Annotated in this window: 19 protein-coding genes and 1 tRNA gene; 3 read left to right on the top strand and 17 right to left on the bottom strand. The window is 38.0% G+C overall.

Going from position 1 to position 23,143, the window contains the following annotated elements; genetic code table 11:
* Positions 1–88 precede the first annotated feature (88 nt).
* The 3 genes from GJV51_05095 to GJV51_05085 are packed head-to-tail and all read right to left on the bottom strand — an operon-like array spanning position 89 to position 3,124.
* Entirely contained in the window at positions 89–1,384 is a 1,296-nt protein-coding gene (locus GJV51_05095) for a DEAD/DEAH box helicase (GenBank protein QGM25374.1), read from the bottom strand.
* A 1-nt stretch (position 1,385) separates the two neighbouring features.
* Positions 1,386–2,390: a gfo/Idh/MocA family oxidoreductase gene (locus GJV51_05090; protein ID QGM25373.1), complete on the bottom strand. Its 1,005-nt coding sequence runs from the start codon at positions 2,388–2,390 to the stop codon at positions 1,386–1,388.
* The gene (locus tag GJV51_05085; GenBank protein QGM25372.1) at positions 2,387–3,124 is read right to left on the bottom strand and encodes a 1,4-beta-N-acetylmuramidase; all 738 of its coding nucleotides are present in this window, start codon (positions 3,122–3,124) and stop codon (positions 2,387–2,389) included. Before GJV51_05085 ends, GJV51_05090 begins: the two co-directional genes overlap by 4 nt.
* 144 nt (positions 3,125–3,268) lie before the next feature.
* On the opposite strand from GJV51_05085, the gene GJV51_05080 reads away from it, so the two are divergent.
* Positions 3,269–4,498, top strand: coding sequence for an aminopeptidase (locus GJV51_05080; GenBank protein ID QGM25371.1), 1,230 nt, complete (start codon positions 3,269–3,271; stop codon positions 4,496–4,498).
* Between the two features lie 517 nt (positions 4,499–5,015).
* Here GJV51_05080 and alsS read toward each other — a convergent pair.
* The 11 genes from alsS to GJV51_05025 form a co-directional block, all read right to left on the bottom strand.
* Positions 5,016–6,701 carry an acetolactate synthase AlsS gene (alsS, locus tag GJV51_05075; protein ID QGM25370.1) on the bottom strand — a complete coding sequence of 562 codons (1,686 nt, stop codon included), beginning with the start codon at positions 6,699–6,701 and terminating at the stop codon, positions 5,016–5,018.
* A gap of 176 nt (positions 6,702–6,877) precedes the next feature.
* Entirely contained in the window at positions 6,878–8,197 is a 1,320-nt protein-coding gene (obgE, locus tag GJV51_05070; GenBank protein ID QGM25369.1) for a GTPase ObgE, read from the bottom strand.
* A gap of 172 nt (positions 8,198–8,369) precedes the next feature.
* A complete protein-coding gene (gene uvrC, locus GJV51_05065) occupies positions 8,370–10,169 on the bottom strand; it encodes an excinuclease ABC subunit UvrC (GenBank protein QGM25368.1) in 1,800 nt (599 codons plus the stop codon).
* A 116-nt stretch (positions 10,170–10,285) separates the two neighbouring features.
* A complete protein-coding gene (locus tag GJV51_05060) occupies positions 10,286–11,899 on the bottom strand; it encodes a CTP synthase (GenBank protein ID QGM25367.1) in 1,614 nt (537 codons plus the stop codon).
* 216 nt (positions 11,900–12,115) lie between these two features.
* Entirely contained in the window at positions 12,116–13,093 is a 978-nt protein-coding gene (locus GJV51_05055; protein QGM25366.1) for a biotin--[acetyl-CoA-carboxylase] ligase, read from the bottom strand.
* Positions 13,094–13,102: 9 nt separating this feature from the next.
* Positions 13,103–13,408 (bottom strand): hypothetical protein, encoded by a 306-nt coding sequence (locus GJV51_05050; GenBank protein ID QGM25365.1) that lies wholly within the window; start codon positions 13,406–13,408, stop codon positions 13,103–13,105.
* The gene (locus GJV51_05045; GenBank protein QGM25364.1) at positions 13,405–13,947 is read right to left on the bottom strand and encodes a biotin transporter BioY; all 543 of its coding nucleotides are present in this window, start codon (positions 13,945–13,947) and stop codon (positions 13,405–13,407) included. Before GJV51_05045 ends, GJV51_05050 begins: the two co-directional genes overlap by 4 nt.
* Positions 13,948–14,063: 116 nt before the next feature.
* Positions 14,064–15,440, bottom strand: coding sequence for an amino acid permease (locus GJV51_05040; protein QGM25363.1), 1,377 nt, complete (start codon positions 15,438–15,440; stop codon positions 14,064–14,066).
* A 470-nt stretch (positions 15,441–15,910) separates the two neighbouring features.
* A tRNA-Lys gene (locus tag GJV51_05035) sits at positions 15,911–15,984 on the bottom strand.
* 200 nt (positions 15,985–16,184) lie between these two features.
* A complete protein-coding gene (locus GJV51_05030) occupies positions 16,185–16,772 on the bottom strand; it encodes a DNA-directed RNA polymerase subunit delta (protein ID QGM25362.1) in 588 nt (195 codons plus the stop codon).
* Between the two features lie 27 nt (positions 16,773–16,799).
* Positions 16,800–17,246 (bottom strand): DUF1934 family protein, encoded by a 447-nt coding sequence (locus tag GJV51_05025; GenBank protein ID QGM25361.1) that lies wholly within the window; start codon positions 17,244–17,246, stop codon positions 16,800–16,802.
* Positions 17,247–17,307: 61 nt separating this feature from the next.
* Here GJV51_05025 and GJV51_05020 point away from each other — a divergent pair, with 61 nt between their 5' ends.
* On the top strand, positions 17,308–18,654 hold the full coding sequence (locus tag GJV51_05020; protein QGM25360.1) for an HD domain-containing protein: 1,347 nt from the start codon (positions 17,308–17,310) through the stop codon (positions 18,652–18,654).
* A gap of 9 nt (positions 18,655–18,663) precedes the next feature.
* Entirely contained in the window at positions 18,664–19,386 is a 723-nt protein-coding gene (gene treR / locus GJV51_05015) for a trehalose operon repressor (protein ID QGM25359.1), read from the top strand.
* A 39-nt stretch (positions 19,387–19,425) separates the two neighbouring features.
* Here the strand turns inward: treR and GJV51_05010 are convergent, their stop codons facing one another.
* Genes GJV51_05010 through GJV51_05000 form a run of 3 tightly spaced genes read right to left on the bottom strand, consistent with a single transcriptional unit; the run spans position 19,426 to position 23,093 of the window.
* Entirely contained in the window at positions 19,426–21,078 is a 1,653-nt protein-coding gene (locus tag GJV51_05010) for an alpha,alpha-phosphotrehalase (protein ID QGM25358.1), read from the bottom strand.
* A gap of 12 nt (positions 21,079–21,090) precedes the next feature.
* A complete protein-coding gene (locus tag GJV51_05005) occupies positions 21,091–22,605 on the bottom strand; it encodes a PTS beta-glucoside transporter subunit IIABC (GenBank protein QGM25357.1) in 1,515 nt (504 codons plus the stop codon).
* A gap of 2 nt (positions 22,606–22,607) precedes the next feature.
* Positions 22,608–23,093: a PTS glucose transporter subunit IIA gene (locus GJV51_05000; protein ID QGM25356.1), complete on the bottom strand. Its 486-nt coding sequence runs from the start codon at positions 23,091–23,093 to the stop codon at positions 22,608–22,610.
* Positions 23,094–23,143 lie beyond the last annotated feature (50 nt).

The following is a 23,143-nucleotide window of genomic DNA, read 5'->3' as shown; positions in this document are numbered from 1 at the left end:
ACTAAAGCGCACCCAATCAAATATTGTGTGCGCTCTTAGCTTCATATCCATATTGTCACGCAAATCACCAAGTATCAGGCAAACCCCATCACTTCTTTTTACCGTTTTGAGCCCACTTTGGTTTGCCCTTATCTTTGGAATTTTTTGTACGTTTCTTCTTTTTAACTTTTGTAGTGGGTTCAACTACAACTTCTTTTTTTGTTACCAGAGGAACCACACTTGAGGAGTTTTTGTCTTTAGGGACAGACGAAACATTCTCGCTATTTTTACTTTTTGCGACGGTCTTTTCTTGGGACTTTATATCTTTTTCAAACAAATTTTCTGCTTTACCTAGATTAAAGCTATCCCCCAATTCTCTTTTCAAGTCACGAATGTCGTGATCGTTCCCAAGGTTCAATACACGACCTACTTTTCCCATACGCCCGGTTCGTCCTGTTCTGTGGACATAAGTTTTCTTGCGTTGTGGCAACTGAGCGTTTACCACCAACGGTAAATCTTCAATATCTAATCCTCGCGCTGCAACATCGGTCACTAACAATAATGTGACTTCACCTTTTTTGAATAAACGCAGAGCATCTGCACGTTGCACTTGGCGTTTGTCATTACTACCGATACTCATAACACTTACATGAGCGTGTCGCAAAGTAGCTTGCATGTTCACTAAGGCACTAATTGTATTAAAGAACACCAAAGCTTGTTGATTATTTCGGGCTAATTGTATTAATACTTTTTCTTTTGCTCTCTGATCCACATATTGAAATTCATGCTTAATAGATACGGGCGCATCTGTTCCTACAGAAATCGGATGCACTTTTTGCTCAAATGTATCATTGACATAATTCAGATCCACACCAGAAGTTGCTGAGAATAGCCCTAATTGAATATGCGCAGGTAACTTATCTGCTAACTCCTGTAAGCTATCATGACGTTCCTCAGTTAACATCGCATCAGCTTCATCAAAAATAACCGTTGCAATATGATCTAATTTGAGTACGCCACCGTCTACCATTGTCAGCACACGCCCCAAAGTGCCAACAACAATTTGTGGCTTATCCTTCTTGATTTTATCAGCTTGTCGACGACCATTTGCACCACCAATCAAACTCGCTACGCTTGCACCAATAATATTCCCCCATTCTCGAACGACTTGCGTTGTTTGCATGGCCAATTCTTGACTGGGTGCTAAAATCAATACTTGTGTACGTTTCAAATTTGTGTCAATACGAGATAAAACTGGTAATACAAAAGCTAATGTCTTACCAGTTCCAGTTGGTGCTAAACCAAATATTGAGTCACCATCGGTCAAACGTTGCCACACAGCATTTTGTATAGGCGTTGGTGTCTCAAAAGAGGCGTTAAATTTTTCTAAAAGTTCAGGTTTCATTTTATTCCTTTATATCTGCAGGAAACGCAATGCCTGCAGATTGACGCAAGTCAAACAATGTCTGGTTCACTTGCTTCGCCAACTGAAGCCACTGCATGTATTCAGCATGATTTGTAGTTGGGTCGTTAATGATATTTGCAAAATCCTGACTCTCACGAATCATAGGATTTTCTTCGGGTACATTTCCTAAATAGTTGCTGTTTCCCTCACCATCATAATAGGTAACTTTTTCAAGTTCTGCAATATTGCTGACGCTAATTGTATCCTTTAATCCATAAAACTCGCTCGGCAAATACGAATTTGAAGTTTTACCGAAAATCACTGTTACATTAAAATCGTCGTAAAAGAGATTGGCTACACCACTACCATCAGCCCCATTGCGTAATAATCTAGGTAAATACTGTACAGCATTAGGTGCACCATAAACAGCCAAGGCTGCATAAATTGGATAAACGCCTAAATCATATAATGCACCAGCACTGAACTCCCTCGTCAAAACATTTGGTTCTTGTCCTGCTAAGTAAGCATCATATCGGGATGAGTACTTTTGATAAACTAGCGTTGCCCCTTGTAACTGATCCATCTTAGCGACTGTTTCCTGAATGGCCTTGAAATTTAGTTGATGGACATGACGAGCAGCCTCAAATAAACGCACATCTGGATGTGTTGCTAGCAGAGATTCTATTTTTTGAAACTCCATTGGATTACTAAACGAAGGTTTTTCAACAATCACGTGAACGCCAGACTGAATGGCTGCCTTAGCTTGTTCAAAATGCAGAGCGTTCGGTGATGCTATATACACTACATCAATATTTTGATATAAATCACTTAAAGTAGTCACTACATCAACATTATCTGTATCACTGTTCAATGATGCTAAAAATTTTTCACCACTAGCTTGCGAACGTGAATAAACTGTTGTCAAATCATACGATTTTGTTTGTAATGCTGCATCAATAAACATTGCTGTGATCCAGCTTGTACCAATAATACCCAATTTAATCATTTATATACCTCAAATTGTTTTTGCGTGCCATTAAATACTGTCGTCGGCATTTTAATTGCCTTCAAACCTGATCCAATTGTCTGATCTTCATCATATTGAATAAATAAGTTTTTGCTGTCTGTATTTTTTGTATTGTCTTCAATCAACCAGTATTTCGTTTTGGTTATTGTAGATGACAACTTCTTTTGAACATTTGGTGTTGTATAAAGAAGCATGTCGTGATTATAGTGTGAAGCTAGTATTTGGATTAACGATGCTAAACGTTGTTTGGATGTTGCCGTACTAATCTGATCAGCAGTCACTGAAATTGCGATCGGTAGCTCACCAATGTTGTTTTCCACGTTGTCGATATAGTATTGAGCTTGTGTCGCTGCTGTAACACTTGCATCATATACATGAATGGTTCCAACTTTCAAATTGGCCGATTTAGCGCGAGAAAAACTCGACTCATAACCCCCATCCATAATCGAACTACCAGATGTCGTGCGCATATAAACAAAGTCCACACCATTACTTGCTAGATTATTAAAATCAACATAGTTAGATGTTTGATTAATTGACACGCCTAGCACTGAAAAACCGCTAGGAATCGTATTTGTTTGCGTCACCACTGGTTTCGCAAAAATCCAGACAGTAAATGAACAAACAATACCAGACAGAATCAATAGCCAAGAAGTAAATGTTAGTAATTTTTTAGTTTTATATTGTGAGGCACTTGCAAATACATTTTCCATACTATTATTATACAAGAAAATAGATACTTACGCCTATTAACATGTCTTGCGAAAATGATAAATCAATAACAAAAAACTTGCCAATATGGTATATTAATGGGAAAATTGACAAACAAACTAAATTTACTCATACGGAGAAAAAACATGTCTTTAGAAACCAAGCTCAATAAGTACGCTGAACTCATCGTAAAAAAAGGGGTTAACGTCCAACCAGGACAAACAATAATCCTTTACGCAGCAGTTGACGAAGCTTATTTTGCTCGTAAAATTGTTACCGAGGCTTATAAAGCAGGTGCTCAAGAAGTTGTTATGGAATGGTCAGATCAAACAATTGCCAAAGAATTTCTAAATCACACATCGTTAGAACGTCTGAAGGAAGTACCAAATTATCAGGTAACTAAAGCAAATGAATTAATGGACAAATATGCCTCCCGCATTTCATTGATTTCACAGGATCCTGATGGTTTGGCTGACGTTGATTCAGAAAGATTAGCTACCTTGACAAAAGCTAATCAAAAAGCATTATTCCGTGTCCGTGAAGCAACGATGAAAGATGACATATCATGGCTTGTTGTGGCAGCAGCTGGTCAAGAATGGGCAGAAAAAGTATTCCCAGATTTAACAGGACAGGATGCTGTTCACCGCTTATGGGAAGAAATTCTCAAGGATGTGCGTATTGATGATGATAGTGATGCAGTAGCTAATTGGGATTTACACATCAACAAGCTCAAAAGTAAAGCAAATTGGTTAAACGAACAAAACTTCAAAGAACTACGTTACAAAAACGCAAAATCAGCTTTCACAATCGGTTTAGCTGAAGGTCATGTCTGGGAAGCTGCTTACTCTCAAGATAAAGCCGGTAATATCTTCATTCCAAATATGCCGACTGAAGAAGTCTTTACAGCGCCAGACAATCGTAATATCCATGGTCATGTAGCAGCAACACTACCACTATCTTACCAAGGTAATGTTATTGAAAATATTGAATTAGACTTTAAAGATGGTCGCATCGTTAAGGCACAAGCCACTTCTGGATTAGATGTATTAGAAAAAATAATCAATACTGACGAAGGCTCTAAATCATTAGGCGAAGTTTCCCTAGTACCTGATCCTTCACCAATTGCACAAAGTGGCATTTTATTCTACAATACTCTTTTTGATGAAAATGCTTCCGATCATTTGGCCATCGGTGCTGCGTATGCTTCTAATATTTCAGGTGGAAAAACCGAAAAACCAGAGAATTTAGCGAAGCGCGGCTGGAATATTTCAGATGAACATGTTGACTTTATGATTGGATCAAATGACATGGACATTGATGGTGTCACTCAAGATGGTAAAATTGTACCAGTATTCCGTTCAGGTGATTGGGCATAAGTCCCTGTCATATTAATGAAATTTTGAATAAGTGATACACTAAGTTAGAGGTTTACTAATGTTTAATAATCTATTAGAGAATTGGGATGGCGGCCGACCAAGGTCAAAAAGACTTCATGATCTATTTTTCATTATTTTTATTGCAATTATAGGCCATGTTGATTTTTGGTATTTTCATCCCCAAAGCAATATACGATTCCGTTTTATGATCATTATTACAACCCTAATTGCATTGATTTACTTACTTCAATTACCTCGATTAACAAATAATTCCAGTGTCCCCTATAAACTATTGTCGCTGTACTACTATTGTTATATCGGTTGCACTTTCTTGCTCACCAATACCTTTACAAACAATATTCTAGGCCTTAGCTTTTGGCCACAGATAATTGTATTTATTGTCCTTGAAAGTATCTTATTAACACGAACTATAGAAAAAACAGTTTAATTATGTAAAAAAGGGACAGGCTAATGTTGCGCCTGTTCCTTTTTAATTGTAAAACGCAATAATATACTTTTATCCTTCAGAATTAATCAATTGTGAACCAAGCTCATAGTTATGCGAATAATCTACCGGAATATCGACAACAACAGGTCCTTGTGTTGAAAATGCTTCGTCTAACACGGCATCAAGGCCATCCGGTGTTTCCACACGCAAGCCTTTGGCTCCAAAACTTTCAGCATACTTGACCAAGTCAATGTTACCAAACTTAACCCCTGCTGACTGACCATTATACTTTATTTCTTCTTGGAATTTGACCATATCGTAATAGGCATTATCATTCCAAACGATATGAACTGTATTTAATCCTAGACGTACTGCTGTTTCTAATTCCATCGCCGAGAAAAAGAAACCACCGTCACCAGATACTGATACCGATTTGGCATTAGGACGAACCATTGCCGCTACCAAAGCCCAAGGTAATCCAACCCCAAGTGTTTGCATACCATTAGAGATGAGAAAGTGACGCGCAACGTAAGACTTGAAATGACGTGCCATCCAAATATAGTGTGAACCAATGTCTGTTGATACGGTCATATCATCTGTTACATGAGCTTGAATTGACTTAACAATATCCAATGGATGGTTCAAATTTTCTTTTGCTTGGGTATATGAAGGTTCGTCAGATGCTCGTAAATCTGCTTTCAATTTTTTGAGCTCTTCTTTGCTACTTGCTGGCAATTCATATCCGTTAAGATATTCTGTCAACAATTGCAAGCTCTGTGCCAAGTCCCCAACCAACTGCCGTTGCGGTACAAAATTATTATCAATTTGAACCGGTGTTGTATCCAAAGCAACAATGTTCAAATTGTTTTCTTTATTCCAATTGCGTGGTTCATATTCAATCGCATCATAACCAAGTGTAATCACTAAATCTGATTGTTTTAGCAGTTTATCACCCGTCTGATTACGGAATAAGCCAATACGGCCGAAAAATGTTTCCGGTTCTAATTCACGTGAAATTACACCAGCACCTTGGAAAGTTTCGACAACTGGCAAAGTAGTTTGTTTTAATAACTGGTGCAGTGCATCAACGGTAGCATCATCAGAGCCACGTGATCCTACAAGCAATACTGGTAATTTTGCAGCCTTAATTTGTTCAGCTAACCAATCAATGTCCTTAATAGCAGCCGCACCTTGCTTTGCAGGTGTCACTTTAGGAAGTGCTTCAATTGTTACTTGCGCATCATCTACATCTTGTGGCAATGAAACAAAAGTCGCACCTTTTTTAGCACCATTAGCAGCTGCAAAAGCATTGGCAATGATTTCTGAAATATTATTTGGATCTTGAATTTCTGAAGCAAGGTTTGTGATTGGACTAAACAATGCAACTGAATTTGTTGATTGATGCGTCAAACGATATAAATCATTTCTCGGTACTTGACCACCAATTGCTACAATAGGGTCACTTTCAGCGGTAGCTGTCATTAATCCAGTAGCTAAGTTGCCGACCCCAGGGCCAGAGGTAGTAATAACAACACCTGTTTTTCCCGTGATACGAGCAAATGCCTGTGCCATAAAAGCTGCGTTTTGTTCATGCCTCGTAACAACTAGTTTAGGTACCTTCTGGCCTTCGGCTGGATGTTCTAGTGTTTCAAATAAGCGATCAATTTTAGCACCTGGGATTCCAAAAACTAAATCAACGCCATGATTAACTAAACTATCAGTAACAATATCTGCACCATACTTTTTATTTGCCATGATTCCTTTGCCTCACCTTATCTTAATATTTTCATCATAGCACTCTTGATTAAATTTTAGTAGTCTTAAAATTGTGAAGATCATTCACACAACAAGGTATTTTTTTCACAAGGACAAGTATTGTTTTTAATATTATAAAAAAGGTCTGTCTTATTGACAAACCTTTTAAGAATAATTTATTCACTGAATTCAAACACGAAGTCAGAATTGTTAATACGAACATCGTCACCATCTTTAGCTCCAGCTTCACGAAGTTTATCATCGACGCCCATATGACGCAATTGACGAGCAAATCGCATAATTGTCGCATCGCGCTGAATATTAGTCATTAAGAATAACTTCTCGATTTCAGCACCACTAAGCAACCAACGCTCTTCATCTTCCATCCACTCGACTGTGAAATCATGTGTTTCTGGTTTGAACGTGTAGCTCTTTTCAGAAGTATCTTTTTGGTTGACTGGTCGATAACTCTCAGGCGCAGGTGCTGTGGCCAGCATATCTGCTGTTAAGCGCATCAAATCTTTGACACCATCACGTGTAATCGATGATATTGGTACGATTTCTGGTTGGATAGGCAACCCAGAATCAGTAGCAACTTCTTTCCTAAACTTAGCAAGATTTGCTTCAGAATCAGGCATGTCCATCTTAGTTGGTACAACAATTTGTGGTCGGTTTAAAATTGTTTCGTCATATTGTTGCAACTCATCTAGTATTTTACGATATTGTGTGTAAGGATCTGTTCCCTCAATACCTGACATGTCAACTAGATGGAGGATAACTTTAGTTCGTTCCACGTGACGTAAGAATTGGAATCCCAACCCGATACCTTGAGAAGCACCTTCGATTAATCCTGGCAAGTCAGCCATGACAAAATCACGATCATCATCTAGACGAACCATACCGATATTCGGTGATAATGTTGTAAAATGATAAGCCGCTACTTTTGGTTTAGCATTTGAAACAACAGACAAGAGTGTTGATTTACCAGCCGAAGGAAATCCAACTAAACCAACATCAGCCAATACTTTAAGCTCTAGCTTTAGATTTCTAATTTGGCCTGGTTCACCGTTTTCTGATAATTCTGGTGCTGGATTGGCTGGCGTAGCAAAATGGATATTTCCGCGTCCACCACGTCCACCTTTAGCGACCACAAGTTCTTGACCATTTTCGAGCATGTCAGCTAATACTTCACCTGTATCAGCATCGCTAACAGTAGTTCCTTGTGGTACCTTAACCACACGGTTATCAGCTGATGCGCCGGTCATTCCTTTTGTACCACCATTACCACCTGGTTGCGCTTTGAAATGGCGATTATAACGAAAATCCATTAGTGTGCGCAGGCCTTCATCCACTTTAAAGATGATTGAACCACCATGTCCACCATCGCCACCAAAAGGTCCTCCCATTGCGACGAATTTTTCATGACGGAATGAAACAATACCGTCACCGCCTTTTCCGGCTTTTACTTCTATTTGTGCTTGATCTACGAATGCCATATCTATTAGAGCGCGAGCAGACATATGCTTTGCTTGTAAACCTAAAAATTAAAAAATTAACATTTAACTTAAACGTTCAGCTGACTAACCTGCGGCGCCTTTTCTCCTTTACTGCTCTACAACGAAGAGCTTGCGAATAATTAACACTCTAGTTTAACATATATAAACCATCTTAGCTATTATCACCTGCCGAGAGCGACAAATGAATCACACGTGCTAATTTTTCATTTATACCAATCTCAACTAAGTCGCTAACACTTGCTGCTGTAATTTTGGGTAACGACCCAAACTCTCGCAAAAGCTTTTGTCTTGTTTTTGGACCCACACCTTGTATCGTATCTAAGCGCGAAGCAAGTGAGTTTTTTGAACGTAACTGACGATGAAAACTAATAGCAAACCGATGGACCTCTTCTTGTACACGTTGTATTAAAAAGAATCCCTCTGATTGTTTGTCAAGTGCAACTACTTGATTGGTCACACCATCGATTAAATCGGCCGTCTTATGCCTATCATTTTTAACCATCGCGGCGATTGGTATATTGGTTAACCCCAGTTCATCCTCTAACACTTCTTGTGCTGCATGTAATTGAATTTCACCACCATCCATTAGAATTAAATCAGGAAAATCGCCACCCTCCTTTAATAGACGAGAATAGCGACGACGAATAACTTCTTGTGTTTCTGCCCATTCATTTGCATGATCTGTCGATTTAATTTTATATTTACGGTACTCTGTTTTATTAGGGACCCCATCGTCAAAAACAACCATAGCACTGACAATTTCAACCCCTTGCGTATGAGAGTGATCAAATGCTTCAATTCGATGGCCCATAGGTATCTGAAGTGCGTCAGTAATTTCCTTCATCGCCCCAGTTGTTTTTCGCTCATTCAATTGCATTAATCGGAATTTTTCTTCTAACACAATACGAGCATTTTTAGCAGCTAAATCAAGTAGTTCCCGCTTTTCCCCACGTACAGGAATTCGAACCGGAACCTCTAGCACAGCAGATAGCGCTTTTGTATCAATACCTTTTGGCACCAATACTTCCCGTGGTTTTTGAATATTTTTTTGCGAGTAGAACTGTTGAATAAAACTGGAAACTTCTTCATCTGCCTCACCAACAACGGAAAATGTCCGCTTAAATTGACGAATCAAACGGGCTTGCCGTAGAAAGAAAACCTCAACGGTCATCCAGCCCTTATCCATATAATAATTGAATAGGTCTCTTGGTGTAGTGTCTTTTGATAACACACGCTGGCTCTCAACAGTTTCATCGATATATTTTAACTGATCACGCAAATCTGCAGCCCGCTCGAATTCCAACGATGATGCTGCAGCTTGCATTTTTTCAGCTATTTGTTTCTTGACAATCTTTGTATCGCCATCAAGAAACTTTTTGATTCGGCTAATTTGCTTATCATATTCTTGGGCCGGAACAGTCCGAAAACAAGAACCCAAACATTGCCCCATATTGTAGTACAAGCACGGTCTACCTTGCGGTCCGTTACAGCGTCGTAATGGATAATTTTTTTCTAAAAACCTTAGCGTTTCTTGAGCAGCATAGACGTTTGGGTATGGCCCAAAATAAAAACCACCGTCTTTTTTTACCTCATTGACTAAGGCCATTTTTGGATTACGTTCTTTTGTAATCTTAATATAAGGATAACCCGTGCCATACTTCAAACGAATATTGTAGTATGGTTTATACTTCTTGATTAATTCATTTTCTAACAAAAAAGCTTCTTTATCAGAATTTGTCACGATGAAATCAAAATCAACTATTTTGGATACTAATTCGGCTGTCTTTCCTTCATGATCTTGCTTAAAGTATGAACGAACACGATTTCTTAGATTTTTAGCCTTACCAACATAAATAATCTTGCCATTCTGGTCTTTCATCTGATAAGAACCAGGTTCACTGGGTAATAAAATCAGTTTTTGTTCGATATGTTGTGTCGTATTTGCTAACATGTTTTCATTATACCTTGTCTGTCAAGTTTGTCAGCACCAAAAATCTTAATTAAAAAATACCCCATTTACACGAACAGTGTTAAAGGGATATTTTATCCAACTAAACATACTATGAATTAGCTATTTTTAATTGAGGCTGCCACGAAGTCATGATACAAGCCTTCGGGACGATCTGGCCTTGACAAAAATTCTGGATGATATTGTGCTGCGATAAAGAAATCATTCTTAGGATACTCAATAACTTCCATCAAGCGGTTATCAGGGGATGTTGCTGAGAACAACATACCTGCCTTCTCAAATTCTTCACGATATTGTGTATTGAATTCATAACGATGACGATGACGTTGCTCGATTTCTGGTTGATCTCCATAAGCCTTGGCTGTCAATGTGCCAGGTAGTAGCATTGCTGGATATAAGCCCAGACGTAGCGTGCCACCTAGGTTTTCGACATTAGCTTGATCTTTCATCAGATCAATAATTGGCGCTGAAGTATTCGGATTCAATTCTGTTGAGTTTGCGTCCTTATAACCTAAAACATGACGAGCAAATTCGATTGATGCTAGTTGCATTCCTAAGCAAACGCCTAAGAAAGGTATATTGTTTTCACGCGCATAACGAATAGCTTGAATTTTACCTTCAGTACCACGTTCACCAAATCCACCAGGTACAATCACACCATCAGCACTTGCTAATAATTCAGCAACATTCTCTGGTGTCACATTTTCTGATTTTACATGATTAATCTTGACATCAGCATTTTGGGCATAACCTGCATGCTTCAAGGCTTCGTTAACAGAGATATAAGCATCAGGCAAATCAGTATATTTACCAACCAAAGTGACATTAACTGTCTTCTTAGGATGCTTAATTAATTCAACCATCTGTGACCAATCAGACATTTCTGCCTTCGGTGTATCAATCTTCAACTTATTTAATACAACGTCATCCATGCCTTGCGCTTGAAGATTTAACGGAATCTCATAAAGCGTTTCTACATCACGAGATTCAATAACTGCATCTTCATTAACATCAGTAAATGTCGATATTTTTTGTTTCAAACTCTCTTCTAAAGGACGTTGTGTACGCAAAACAATCATGTCCGGTTGAATACCTAACGAACGTAATTGTGCTACAGAATGCTGTGTAGGCTTTGTTTTAGCCTCACCAGCAGCAGCTAAGTAAATAATCAAACTAGTATGAATATAAAAGACATTTTCACTACCCAAATCTGACTTCATTTGACGCAATGCTTCTACAAATGGCAAACTTTCAATATCACCAACTGTTCCACCAACTTCAACAATCACTACATCAGCATCAGTTGATTCAGCAGCTTTCTGCATTTTTTCTTTAATGGCATTTGTGATATGAGGAATCACTTGTACAGTACCACCATTATAATCACCACGACGTTCCTTTTCCAAAACCTCAGAATAAATACGTCCTGTTGTCACGTTAGAATACATGTTTGTATTAATATCCATGAAACGCTCATAGTGTCCCATATCTAAATCAGTTTCTAAACCATCACCAGTAACAAAAGTTTCTCCGTGTTGATATGGTGACATTGTACCAGGATCAATATTAATGTATGGATCTAATTTTTGAATAGCTAGTTTTAAACCACGGTTTTTAAGCAATCGACCTAACGATGCTGCAACTATTCCTTTACCAAGAGATGAAACAACACCACCGGTAACAAAAATATACTTCACTTGTTTATCTGCCATAATGCCTCCTCATACTTCAAACGCGTATTGGCTTAACACGTTTTATTGCGACAACTAGGGGTGAAAATAAAATAGAAAAACCCCCAAGATTAACTTGGGAGCTTTTAACGTCTGTCCCATTTACGGGAGCCCTAATATATATTACAGAGTTGCTGTAGATTTGTCAAATGAATATTGACATTATTCTTAACTTTAAGTTGAAAGTAATGCACTCAGTCAATATTCTTTACCATCAATAGTCAGTTTAGTAATTTCACCTGAGGATATCGTAATTTTTTTGCCGACAGATGTCATTAAAATTAATGCACCTTGATCGCTAATTTCCAACGCTTTTCCATGAATTCTTTGCCCAGCATATTGAACTACAACCTCGTGTCCCAAGACAATATTGTGTGCCCTATATTCAGGCAAGTACTTGCCTGTCTGATACTGCTCAATCATCTCAGTAAACTCATCAACCAACTTTGCAATTATCATATTTCGTGAGAAAACTAAATCTGAAACAATCCCACCAACTTTTTTATCTAACTGATTAGGTAAGTTCGTGGGTTGAATTAGATTCAAACCAATGCCAACAACCAAAGATGTCAAACTTTGTGATTCTATGTCGAGCACACCCTCTGTTAAAATACCACCAACTTTCTTGTCATTAAAGATTAAGTCATTAACCCATTTAAATGAGAGCTGATATTCTAAGCATGATGCAATAACATGTCGCACAATTACTGCTGTAGCAGTCGTCAATAATCCTGGTTCTAACACCTTATCATCCATCACAGGTAACGCAATGGATAAATATAGCCCTGTTTTTTCTGGTGCAACGAAGGACCGCCTAAAACGACCGTATGCGGCATTTTGTTGATCAGCAACGATGACAGTTGGACGAACAATTTTACCAGCCGCTAGGGCTTCCTTAGCATATGAATTTGATGAATCTAATTGATCAAATACCTGAACGTCCCAATTAGTGGTAATCAATGCCTTAATAGTTGCTACGCTCAAAACGCCCGTTTCTTCATAGCGGTACCCTTTTCTATGTTGACTATCGATTTGATGACCGTCTTCATTTAATTTCTGAACCGCTTTCCAAATAGCCGCGCGACTCACCCCTAATTGATTGGCTAACGTCTCGCCACTTAAATATTCGCCTTCGTGTTTCAGAAAGTATTTTAAAAGCTGATCAGTTGTTTTCATAGTTTTAGTTTAGCAGAAATAAGTATTTTTGTGCAATGCACATTGCGCATTAAACAAATGATGACAATTGGGACACTGATAGCCAGCATGTAGATATTGTGCAGGTGTCATTTGATACAAACAAACACCACAGCAGACGGCTGTCTCTTCAGTATCTAGAGAAACTGGCACGAATTGATGTGTATTTAAGGCATCATGGCATAAGTAACAAGCATAGTACTTTAGACATTCAGCGCAACGATTGGCTACTACATCAACATCCGTATGCCAATGTTTGCAACGGCCTTGTTGATCTAAATTTATGCCTCGAATCACAATGTCAAATGCCTTTTATGCAAGATGACACCAATAATACTGGCCAAGATCGCTTTAATCGTATCTCCTGGCAAAAAAGCCGTTTGATAAATCAATGCTTTATCTAATGACATGTGTGCCACTATATTTAAGCCAATCGCACCAAATAAAAGAATCAACAGCACCCCAAAGATAAGTAATGTTATCAAGAGTGTTAAAAAATTCAGTTTACTATTCTTCACTAACCATTCTGTAAGCCAACCAATTAAAAATGCAGCAACTGGATAAGAAAATAGATACCCTGCTGTTGGTCCAATGAACACAACAAATCCGCCTGACCCACCGCTTAAAATAGGTAATCCTAGGGCTGCCAGAATTAGAAACCCCAGTACTGTGAAAAATCCATACTTTTTACCAAGAATAACAGCTGCCAACATAATACCCATATTTTGTAAAATAATCGGAGCCGGTATGAATCCCAATGGAACCCCTGGAATAGCGCCCATTACAATAATTACCGCTAATATAATAGCTGAGGCCGAAAGGGCTTTTGTTTTCATAATACTCTCCTTTTAGTAAACCACATTAATTATTTTAGTTTACTAAAATCATGCTGTCAAGTTTATGACAAATAAAAAAAACGCTCAAAGCGTTTTCGATGAACTTATTCACTATGTTATTGATGTTTCTTTCTCGTTGCAAAAAACACAATTGCCATAATTACCAAGAAACCAAGTCCTATAAACAATGGTACTCGTGTATCTGGATTAAACGCCATAAACACTAGTGTGATTAACAACATTAAAATCGCAAAATAGTTAGTATATGGTGCGAATGGCATTTTAAAGGGATGATCCGCCATTTGGCTGGCATTTTCTTTTCGAAACTTTATCTGACTCCACAAGATAACAAACCACGGCACCATACCTGGCAATGTACTTGCTGAATAGACTAATACGAAAATACTTGAACTTCCATCCCAAAATAAAGGTAATACAGCATTTAAAATAATTCCTAATAAAATACCACCTGAAATGGCAAGTACTGGTAGTGTAGGCACACGGTGCTTTGATAATTTCAAAAATTTTGGTGGCAGTTCTTTACCAATTGCCAATGTGTAAAGCATTCGACTAGACGAAAAAATTCCTGAGTTCAAAGCTGACATAGCGGCTGTCATCATTACAAAATTGATAATTCCAGCAGCAGCTGTGATTCCTACTCGTGAAAATGTTTCGACGAACGGGGAGCCAACTTGATCTAATTCGTTCCAAGGATAAATAGTGATGATAACGAATATGGCACCAATATAAAAAATCAATATACGCGCCACAATTGATTTAATTGATTTTACAATAGCTACTTGTGGATTCTCCGCTTCTCCGGCAGTTATACCAATTATCTCAATCGCTTGGTACGATGTGATAACTATTGATAATGCAAAGAAAAATCCTTTAATACCACCAGCAAAGAACGGTCCATGCGTCCAAAGATTTGAGAAACCAATTGGTTGCCAATGATTACCAAAGCCCAACACAATAACCAGTAAGCCTAAAATAATCATAAATATAATAGTAACCACTTTAATCAACGAGAACCATGTTTCCATTTCACCATATGCTTTAACGGTTACTAGGTTCGCTGCTGTTAGCATGGCTAATACCACCACCCCAGTAACCCAAACCGGAATGTGCGGGAACCAATAATCTAAATACATTCCGACAGCAATTGTCTCACTGACACCAACTGTTAGCCATTGGAAAACATTTGCCCAAACCGTCAAATATCCGGCAACCGGATGGATATACTTTGTTGCATAATTAGCAAATGACCCAACTGACGGATCAACATAAAGCATTTCACCTAAAGCACGCATCACGAGGTACAAAACTAAGCCCGCTATCGCGTAGGCCAATAATACCGAAACACCAGTCCATTTGATTGTGGACGATGATCCCATAAATAAACCAACACCAATTGTGCCTCCAAGCGCAATCATTTGCATTTGTCGAGATGATAAATCTCTATTTAGTTCTCTATTTTGTTTTTCTGCCATGACACTTTCCTTTTCTTTAAAACGAATAAAAAAGCGCCCTTAGAATATTAAATCTAAGGGCGCTTTTCGCACGGTACCACCTCATGAATAGTTCCAGATAAAGCTTAAGCAAAATAATTACTCTCTAATTATCTGTGTTTCATCTCAACTCTTTCATCAGGTTAACGACCAATGACTCCGGTCATACTTTCACTCGTGCTACTCGTATGTCACTTCCGAGGTAGTTTTCCAAACAGCATTGCGTCATTTTCACCAACCATGACGTCTCTCAAACAATAACTATTAGTACTCTTCCTCTTCAACGCTTTTACTCATAATACACTATATTGGCTTATTTTGCAAAGTCCGTTTTAACCAGTGTTTGAATTACAAGTTTTCTCTTGTACTAATTGACATACAAAAAAAGAATTGTTCTGAACGAACAATTCTTTTTAACTGGATTATCCCAAAGGTCGCCAACTTTACGTCAGTGCTCCCGCTCGGATTCGAACCGAGGACCTTGGGATTAAAAATCCCCTACTCTAACCAACTGAGTTACAGGAGCATTTCTTATGCCTTAGCACATTTATATATAATACAGACTTTCCAAACAAAAAGCAACCCCTTTTTTCAATTTAAATTACTTTTTTTCGATTAACATTAATTATTTAACTAAAAAAGCCTTTAAATAGGGCTTTTCACTTACTAAAATTAATTTTTTATTATTCAAAAAAAAACTACCTAACAGGTAGTTTTCATTCTAAACTATTTTTCTTGGTCACCATCGCTCAGATCATCAAGATCGTCGCCACCAGATAACTCTGTCATATTGGCATCAATTGATTCATCATCTGATAAATCGATTTCATTGCTATCATCATCGCTTTCAACTTCAACTTCAGTCTCTTCATCGTCAGTATCTGTATCATCATCAGTAACCGCACCAAAGTCTTCGTCTTCAGGATCATCATCATTGTAATCAATAACATCATCATCTGAAGCATTATCAGCAAATACGTTAACCTTCTTTTTAGCTGACTTCTTACGCTTAGGAGCATCTTCTTCATCGTCGAGCTCATGGATAGATTCGTCGATTGCATCAACTGGATACCAAGCACGTAAAGCCCATTCATTATTTCCAAGTGAAATGAATGAACCGTCAGTGTTCAAATCTGTATAAAATTGCGAAAGACGTGATTTAAACGTCTCTGCATCAATTTCCAAAAATTCCTGGATTTCTTGAACTAATGAACTAAAAGGCATCGCTTCTTTATGTTCTGTCAAAATGGCTGTTGCAATTTCAACCAATGCAAATTCTTCTTTAGGGTGATTGCCTAATGTTGTAAGTGACATGTTCTACGTCCTTTCGGGGGTTTCTAACTAATCTAGCATACTAGATTTGGGCATAAATTGCAACCGAATTTCATATTGCCCAACAATTTGTTGCATAGCATAAAGGACGTAATCAATTGCAACTTCACCACGTGTTTCTTCGTGATTTAAGTTTAGCGCCATTAATGTGGTCAATGTCTCCAACTGCATTTGCCCAGTTGGTGTTTGATACAAAGCAGGAATACGCTGTGATTTAACAAAAGAAAACTTTGTTAAAATATCACCTGATCGATTCATCCGCACACGGTCCTTTTCAAACTTAAACATAATTTGTGTTTTTTGATTCTCAATGACTTCTGTATATCGTAAGTAAAGTGCATTGTTTTTCAAAAAAAGTTGTCCATTTGTATGAAATTCAAACTCTTCAAGATCATTATCTTGACGAATTTTCGTTTTTAGATGAATTTCAACGTCTGTTTGGTCTTTAATTGCCATAATTTACCCCTATTTTAATCTAAAATCTATTATAATATAAGAAACAGCAAAAGGGCTTACTATGTTAAAAGAAAAACTACCTAAAGAAAAAGTACTACGTGATCCAATTCATAACTTCATACATGTCGAAGATCCCATTATTTTAGATCTCATCAATACATCTGAATTTCAAAGGTTGCGTCGTGTAAAACAATTAGGTATAACCAGTTCTGTTTTTCATGGCGCAGAGCATTCTCGCTTTGGTCATTCAGTTGGTGTCTATGAGCTTGCTCGTCGTATCACGGAACGGTTTGAACAATATTATAGCGATGTTTGGGATCCTAAAGAACGGCGCCTAACGCTAGTAGCCGCATTACTACATGATATTGGTCATGGTGCCTTCTCGCATACTTTTGAACATTTATTCCATACTGACCACGAGGAGATGACTCGTGAAATTATTACTGGTGATACAAATATCCACCGTGTCTTGGCACAAGTTTCACCAGATTTCCCAAATAAAGTTGCCAGTGTCATCGCAAAAACTTATGAAAATCCACAAGTTGTTCAACTAATCTCTAGTCAAATTGATGTTGACCGAATGGATTATTTACTACGTGATGCCTATTTTACAGGTACAAAATACGGTGAATTCGATATTGATCGAATACTACGCACTATGCAACCAACACCCGATGGCATTGCTTTTGACATTGCCGGTATGCATGCCGTTGAAGATTATATTGTTTCACGTTATCAAATGTATTTACAAGTGTACTTCCATCCAGTGTCTCGTGGCATGGAAGTTTTGCTAGAGCATTTACTACAACGCGCACAAGAATTATATCGCCTTAATACAACTAGTAAGTATGCTGAAAATGATTTTGTCGGCCCACTACTAGCGCCTTTATTTAGCGACAAAAAACTAACTTTGTCCGAATATTTAAAGCTCGATGATAATGTTTTTATGACTTATATTAATATTTGGCAATCACATTCTGATCCCATTTTGTCTGATTTATCACAACGTTTCATGGGACGTCGTCCACTAAAATCAATGCAAATCACCGACGAGACGGCCCCAATGCTAGAAGAACTCGAGCAACTTGTGGATAGTGCTGGATTTAATCATATATTTTACACGGCGCGAAATAATGCCTACGATTTGCCTTACGATGATTACAAACCAAATGTCGCCAAACCAAGGACACAAATTGACTTTTTATTAGCCGATGGCTCACATCGTGAGTTATCAGATATGTCCACCTTAGTTGCCGCTATTAAAGGTAAGGCCTCCATAGATCAGCGTTTCTTTTTTCCAAAGGAAATGCTCAATATTGAACCAGATGAGTTATTCTCAGATACCTTTAAAAAATTTCGTAGCTTTATTCGTAACAATGCGTTAACTACACCAAATCCAGAATCCTAAAGGTTCAACATGATGCCATTATACTTTCAAATATATCAGCAGATTAAAAATGATATTCGTGATCATACTTATCCTGCTGGTTCTTTTCTACCTAGCGAAAATGAGCTAGTAACTCAATTTAAAACATCTCGTGACACAATTCGTAAAGCGCTTGCAAAATTAGATGAAGAGGGACTTATTCAAAAACAGCGTGGTAAAGGATCACAAGTTATTTCTCATCAACTACGTCATTTTCCAATCAGTGGGCTTACCAGTTTTCATGAGTTAGAGGAACTGCAGCACTTCCATGTTCTTACTGAGGTTCCTGTATTCGAACATCTTATCGTCACAAAAGAGACTCAGAAAACAACTTTATTTCCTGTTGGTACCCCTCTATATCATATTGTTCGTGTTCGAATTATCGACGGTATTCATAGTGTTATTGACGAAGATTATATTCGTTCAGATATTGTTCCTGGGCTCACTAAAGATATCGCCAAACATTCCATTTATGCTTACATTGAAAATACCCTGCACTTGTCAGTTGCCTATGCTGAAAAAATAATCACTGCCGAATTAGTCACGGCAATGGATCGCAAATTATTGATAGGTTTACCTGAAGACGAAAATAGATTAATCCAAGTTGAAAGCCAAGGTCACTTAACTGACACAACTTATTTTCAACGTACTATTGCAAGACATCGACCTGATCAATTTCAGTTTAATGAATTTGCACGACGACAAACAACTTAAAACAACTGCTCAATAGTAAGTAATTGAACAGTTGTTTTTTTATTCGTACGAAATTGCAAAACTTTCATATGGTTTCAAAAGCATAGTCTTCGAAACAGGTTGCGACGGATAGTTAGTAATTAGCACATGTCCATTGTTAACAATGTCGTCAGAAATAGATATTGATACTGGTGTTTCACCAAAGTGTGTTACAACCAAAATATGTTTTCCTGCTAATTGTCGTTCAAAGGCAATAATTTCTTCTGATTCCTCATACCTCGGTGTATAGTCACCATCAGCAATCACTGCGTTTTCTTGACGTAAACGGATTAACTTTTGATAAAATGCGTACAAACTGTCAACTGATTTTTCATCCTGAGCAACGTTAAGTTGTTCGTAATTCGCATTTTGCAGCCATGGTTCATGCGTTGAAAAACCAGCATAAGTTCCATCATGCCATTGCATTGGAACACGTGAATTATCACGTGATTTTGTTTGCACAATTTCTAAAGCTTGTTGTTTCGTCAGCCCCTGTTCCAATAGCATTTGATAAGCATTTTTACTTTCAACATCAACATACATTTCAATTTTATGATATGTTGGATCAATCATGCCGATTTCTTCGCCCATATACACATATGGTGTGCCTCGGTTTAAATGAACAAGCATCGCCAACATTTTTGCACCGACACGATAATATTTTGGTGTTTTAATAAAACGATTTATTGCCCGTGGCTGATCATGGTTGTTCCAAAACCAAGCTGGCCAACCATGATTTGCCATTAGTCCTTGACTCCATTCATGCCAAATGTGACGCAATGATTCAAAATCATAAGGCACTTTTGTCCACTTGTTACCATGATCATAATCGACTTTTAGATGATGAAAGTTAAACCCCATGCTTAACGCCTTGTTAGCAGGATTTGTATATGCAGCTGTATTTTGCACTGTAGTTGAACTTAATTCACCTACTGTAATCACATCAGAATATTTACCAAAAGTGGCTGCATTCATCTCTTGTATATACTTTTGGACGATTGGTGTATCAGTATATAAAAACTTTCCGCCATGATTAGTTTCATCATCAACTAGTACTTCAGGTTTACCAATTACATTAATCACATCAAATCGGAAACCACGGACCCCCTTTGCTAACCAAAAATTTAAAACAGCATAGAGCTCTTGACGAACTGCTGGATTATGCCAATTTAAGTCAGCTTGTGTTGAATCATATAAGTGAAGGTAAGCTAAGTTCGTATCACCAAATTTGGCCCATGCCGAACCACCAAACTTTGATATCCAATTAGTTGGATTACGTCCATCATCATGATAAGGTCGCAAGTAATAATAATCTTGATACTTTTGATCACCTGCAAGTGCTTTTTGGAACCAAGTATGATCGATTGATGTATGATTGAATACCATGTCCAACATAATACCCATATGGTATTTTTCGGCCTCTTTGATCAGATTCTCAAAGTCACTCATCGTACCAAATAATGGATCAATCGCCATATAATCACTTATATCATAACCATTATCATTTTGTGGAGATGGAAACACTGGGTTCAACCATATCATTGTGATTCCCAGATTTGCCAAGTATGGGAGTCTTTGGATGATGCCAGGTAAATCACCTATACCATCCCCATTACTATCTTGAAACGATTTGGGATAAACTTGGTAAACAACATGTTTTCCTAATTCTGTCATAATTTTCCACCCTCACTTTGAAATAGCATCTTTGAAGACATTCTTCTTTTCAACTTGTACGGCTGCTTTTTCAGTGTCACTGTCTTTAAATCCCCATAGATAAACTGCTATAAATGAAACAGCAATTGTTGCTGCTGAAGCGATCAGGAAAATCAATAAGTTATTGGGGTTGTCCTTTGGAGAAGCAAATGATGGGAAACCAATTAGTGAGCCGGTGAAGCCATACATATGAAGATCGAATAGTCCAGCAATTAGACCACCAGTGGCACCACCTAAGTTAGCCATCCAGAACACACGGCCATATTTCAAATTAATACCGTACATCGCAGGTTCAGTAATTCCGGCGAAGGCTGACAACGCACCAGCACCAGCCAGACCTTTTAAGTTAGCAATCTTAGTTTTTGCAAAGACTGCCAATGCGCCAGCACCCTGTGCAATCATTGTGAAGTTCACCAGTGCATTTAATTGTGACTGACCTGTTTGCGCAATTTCGTTAGCAATTAACGGTACTACCATCCAATGCAATCCGAAAATAACCAATACTTGATACAAACCTCCGATAAGCAAACCAGACAATGCGTAGTTAAAGTTAAGTAATGCATTAATGGCAACAGATATACCGGATGAAATCATTGTAATTGCGGGTCCCATGATTACTAATACAACAGAACCGACAATAAAGATAGTGATTAAAGGTTGAAAGATTGATCGAATTGAAACTGGCAAATGATCCTTCAGCCAATTGCCAATTGGACGTGCTAACCAAGCCGCAAAAATAATTGGGAAAATTGAATATGCGTAATTAGGTATTGTAATAGGTAGTCCAAAGAAGTGCGCATTAATTGGCATTCCTAACAACACACCTGAAGCCTTTGATGCTGATAACCCAACCATTTCTGGTTTAACTAACAGCGCACCAATCGCCGCCACAACTAAAGGATCTGATTTTAACTGCTGTGCTGCTGTAAAGCCGACTAATACTGGTAAAAAATAAAAGGGTGCCATTGCCATCGATTGAATAATCGTAAACGTATCTGATTTAGTACTAATTAAACCAAGTAGATTTGGATCAGACAATAAAGTTAAAAATCCATTTAACATACCACCTGCTGCTAATAATCCAATCACTGGAATCATTGACCCTGTGATTGTGCCGATTAGCGTTTGGAAAGCATCTTTAAACCGGTCAAGTACATTTTTGGGCTTTTTATCTTTGGCTTTTGTCGCTTCTACTGCTGCATTCGTTGCTTCATTGTCCACTACACTAGCCCCTAGGTGCTCGACAACCTTATCATAGACATCTGCAACTGCTGGCCCGATAACTACTTGATACTGTCCTAACGCACCATTATAAACGGCACCAGCTATTCCTGGTATTTTTGACATTTCTTCTGTATTAGCCTTAGTTTCATCATTTAAATAGAAACGCAAGCGGGTAATACAATGTATCACTTTATTAACATTATCTTTACCGCCCACATTTTTAATGATGTCTTGTGCCATGCCTTCATAATTTTCTTTAGCCATAATTAGTCTCTCCTTGCCTTAGCACTGCCCAATTGTTGTCCTGCAACTGCTGGTCCATAATGAACTGTAATTGATTCTAATTTATCTGCTGTATTTGTAATTAATACTAGTGTTGTTTTGGGAAGACCAGCCTCTTCCACTTGCTCCCAGTCGACTGTTCCCAAGTCATCACCCGCCTCAACAATATCGCCTTCTTTCACTGCCATTGTAAATGGTTTACCGTTTAAAGAAACGGTATCGATACCTATATGAACTAACAACTCTAGGTCGTCAAAACGTTTCAAACCAATAGCATGACCTTGAACCATCGTTACCTTCCCAGCAACTGGAGCAACAATTTTTGAAGCATTGGGTTCGACTGCATAACCATCACCCATCATTTTCTGTGCAAAAACAGGATCCGAAACCTTGTCCAAAGGAATTACTTCACCGGTTACTGGCGCATAAACATTTTCATTTTCGCTTATCTTTTTCCCAAATCCAAACATAGTCTTCTCCTTTAATCGATAAACTTGTACGTACTAGTTGTTACCTTAAG

The sequence above is a fragment of the Leuconostoc mesenteroides subsp. mesenteroides genome (genome assembly GCA_009676745.1).
Lineage (GTDB): Bacteria > Bacillota > Bacilli > Lactobacillales > Lactobacillaceae > Leuconostoc > Leuconostoc koreense.
This window is presented reverse-complemented; position numbering and strand designations above follow the sequence as displayed.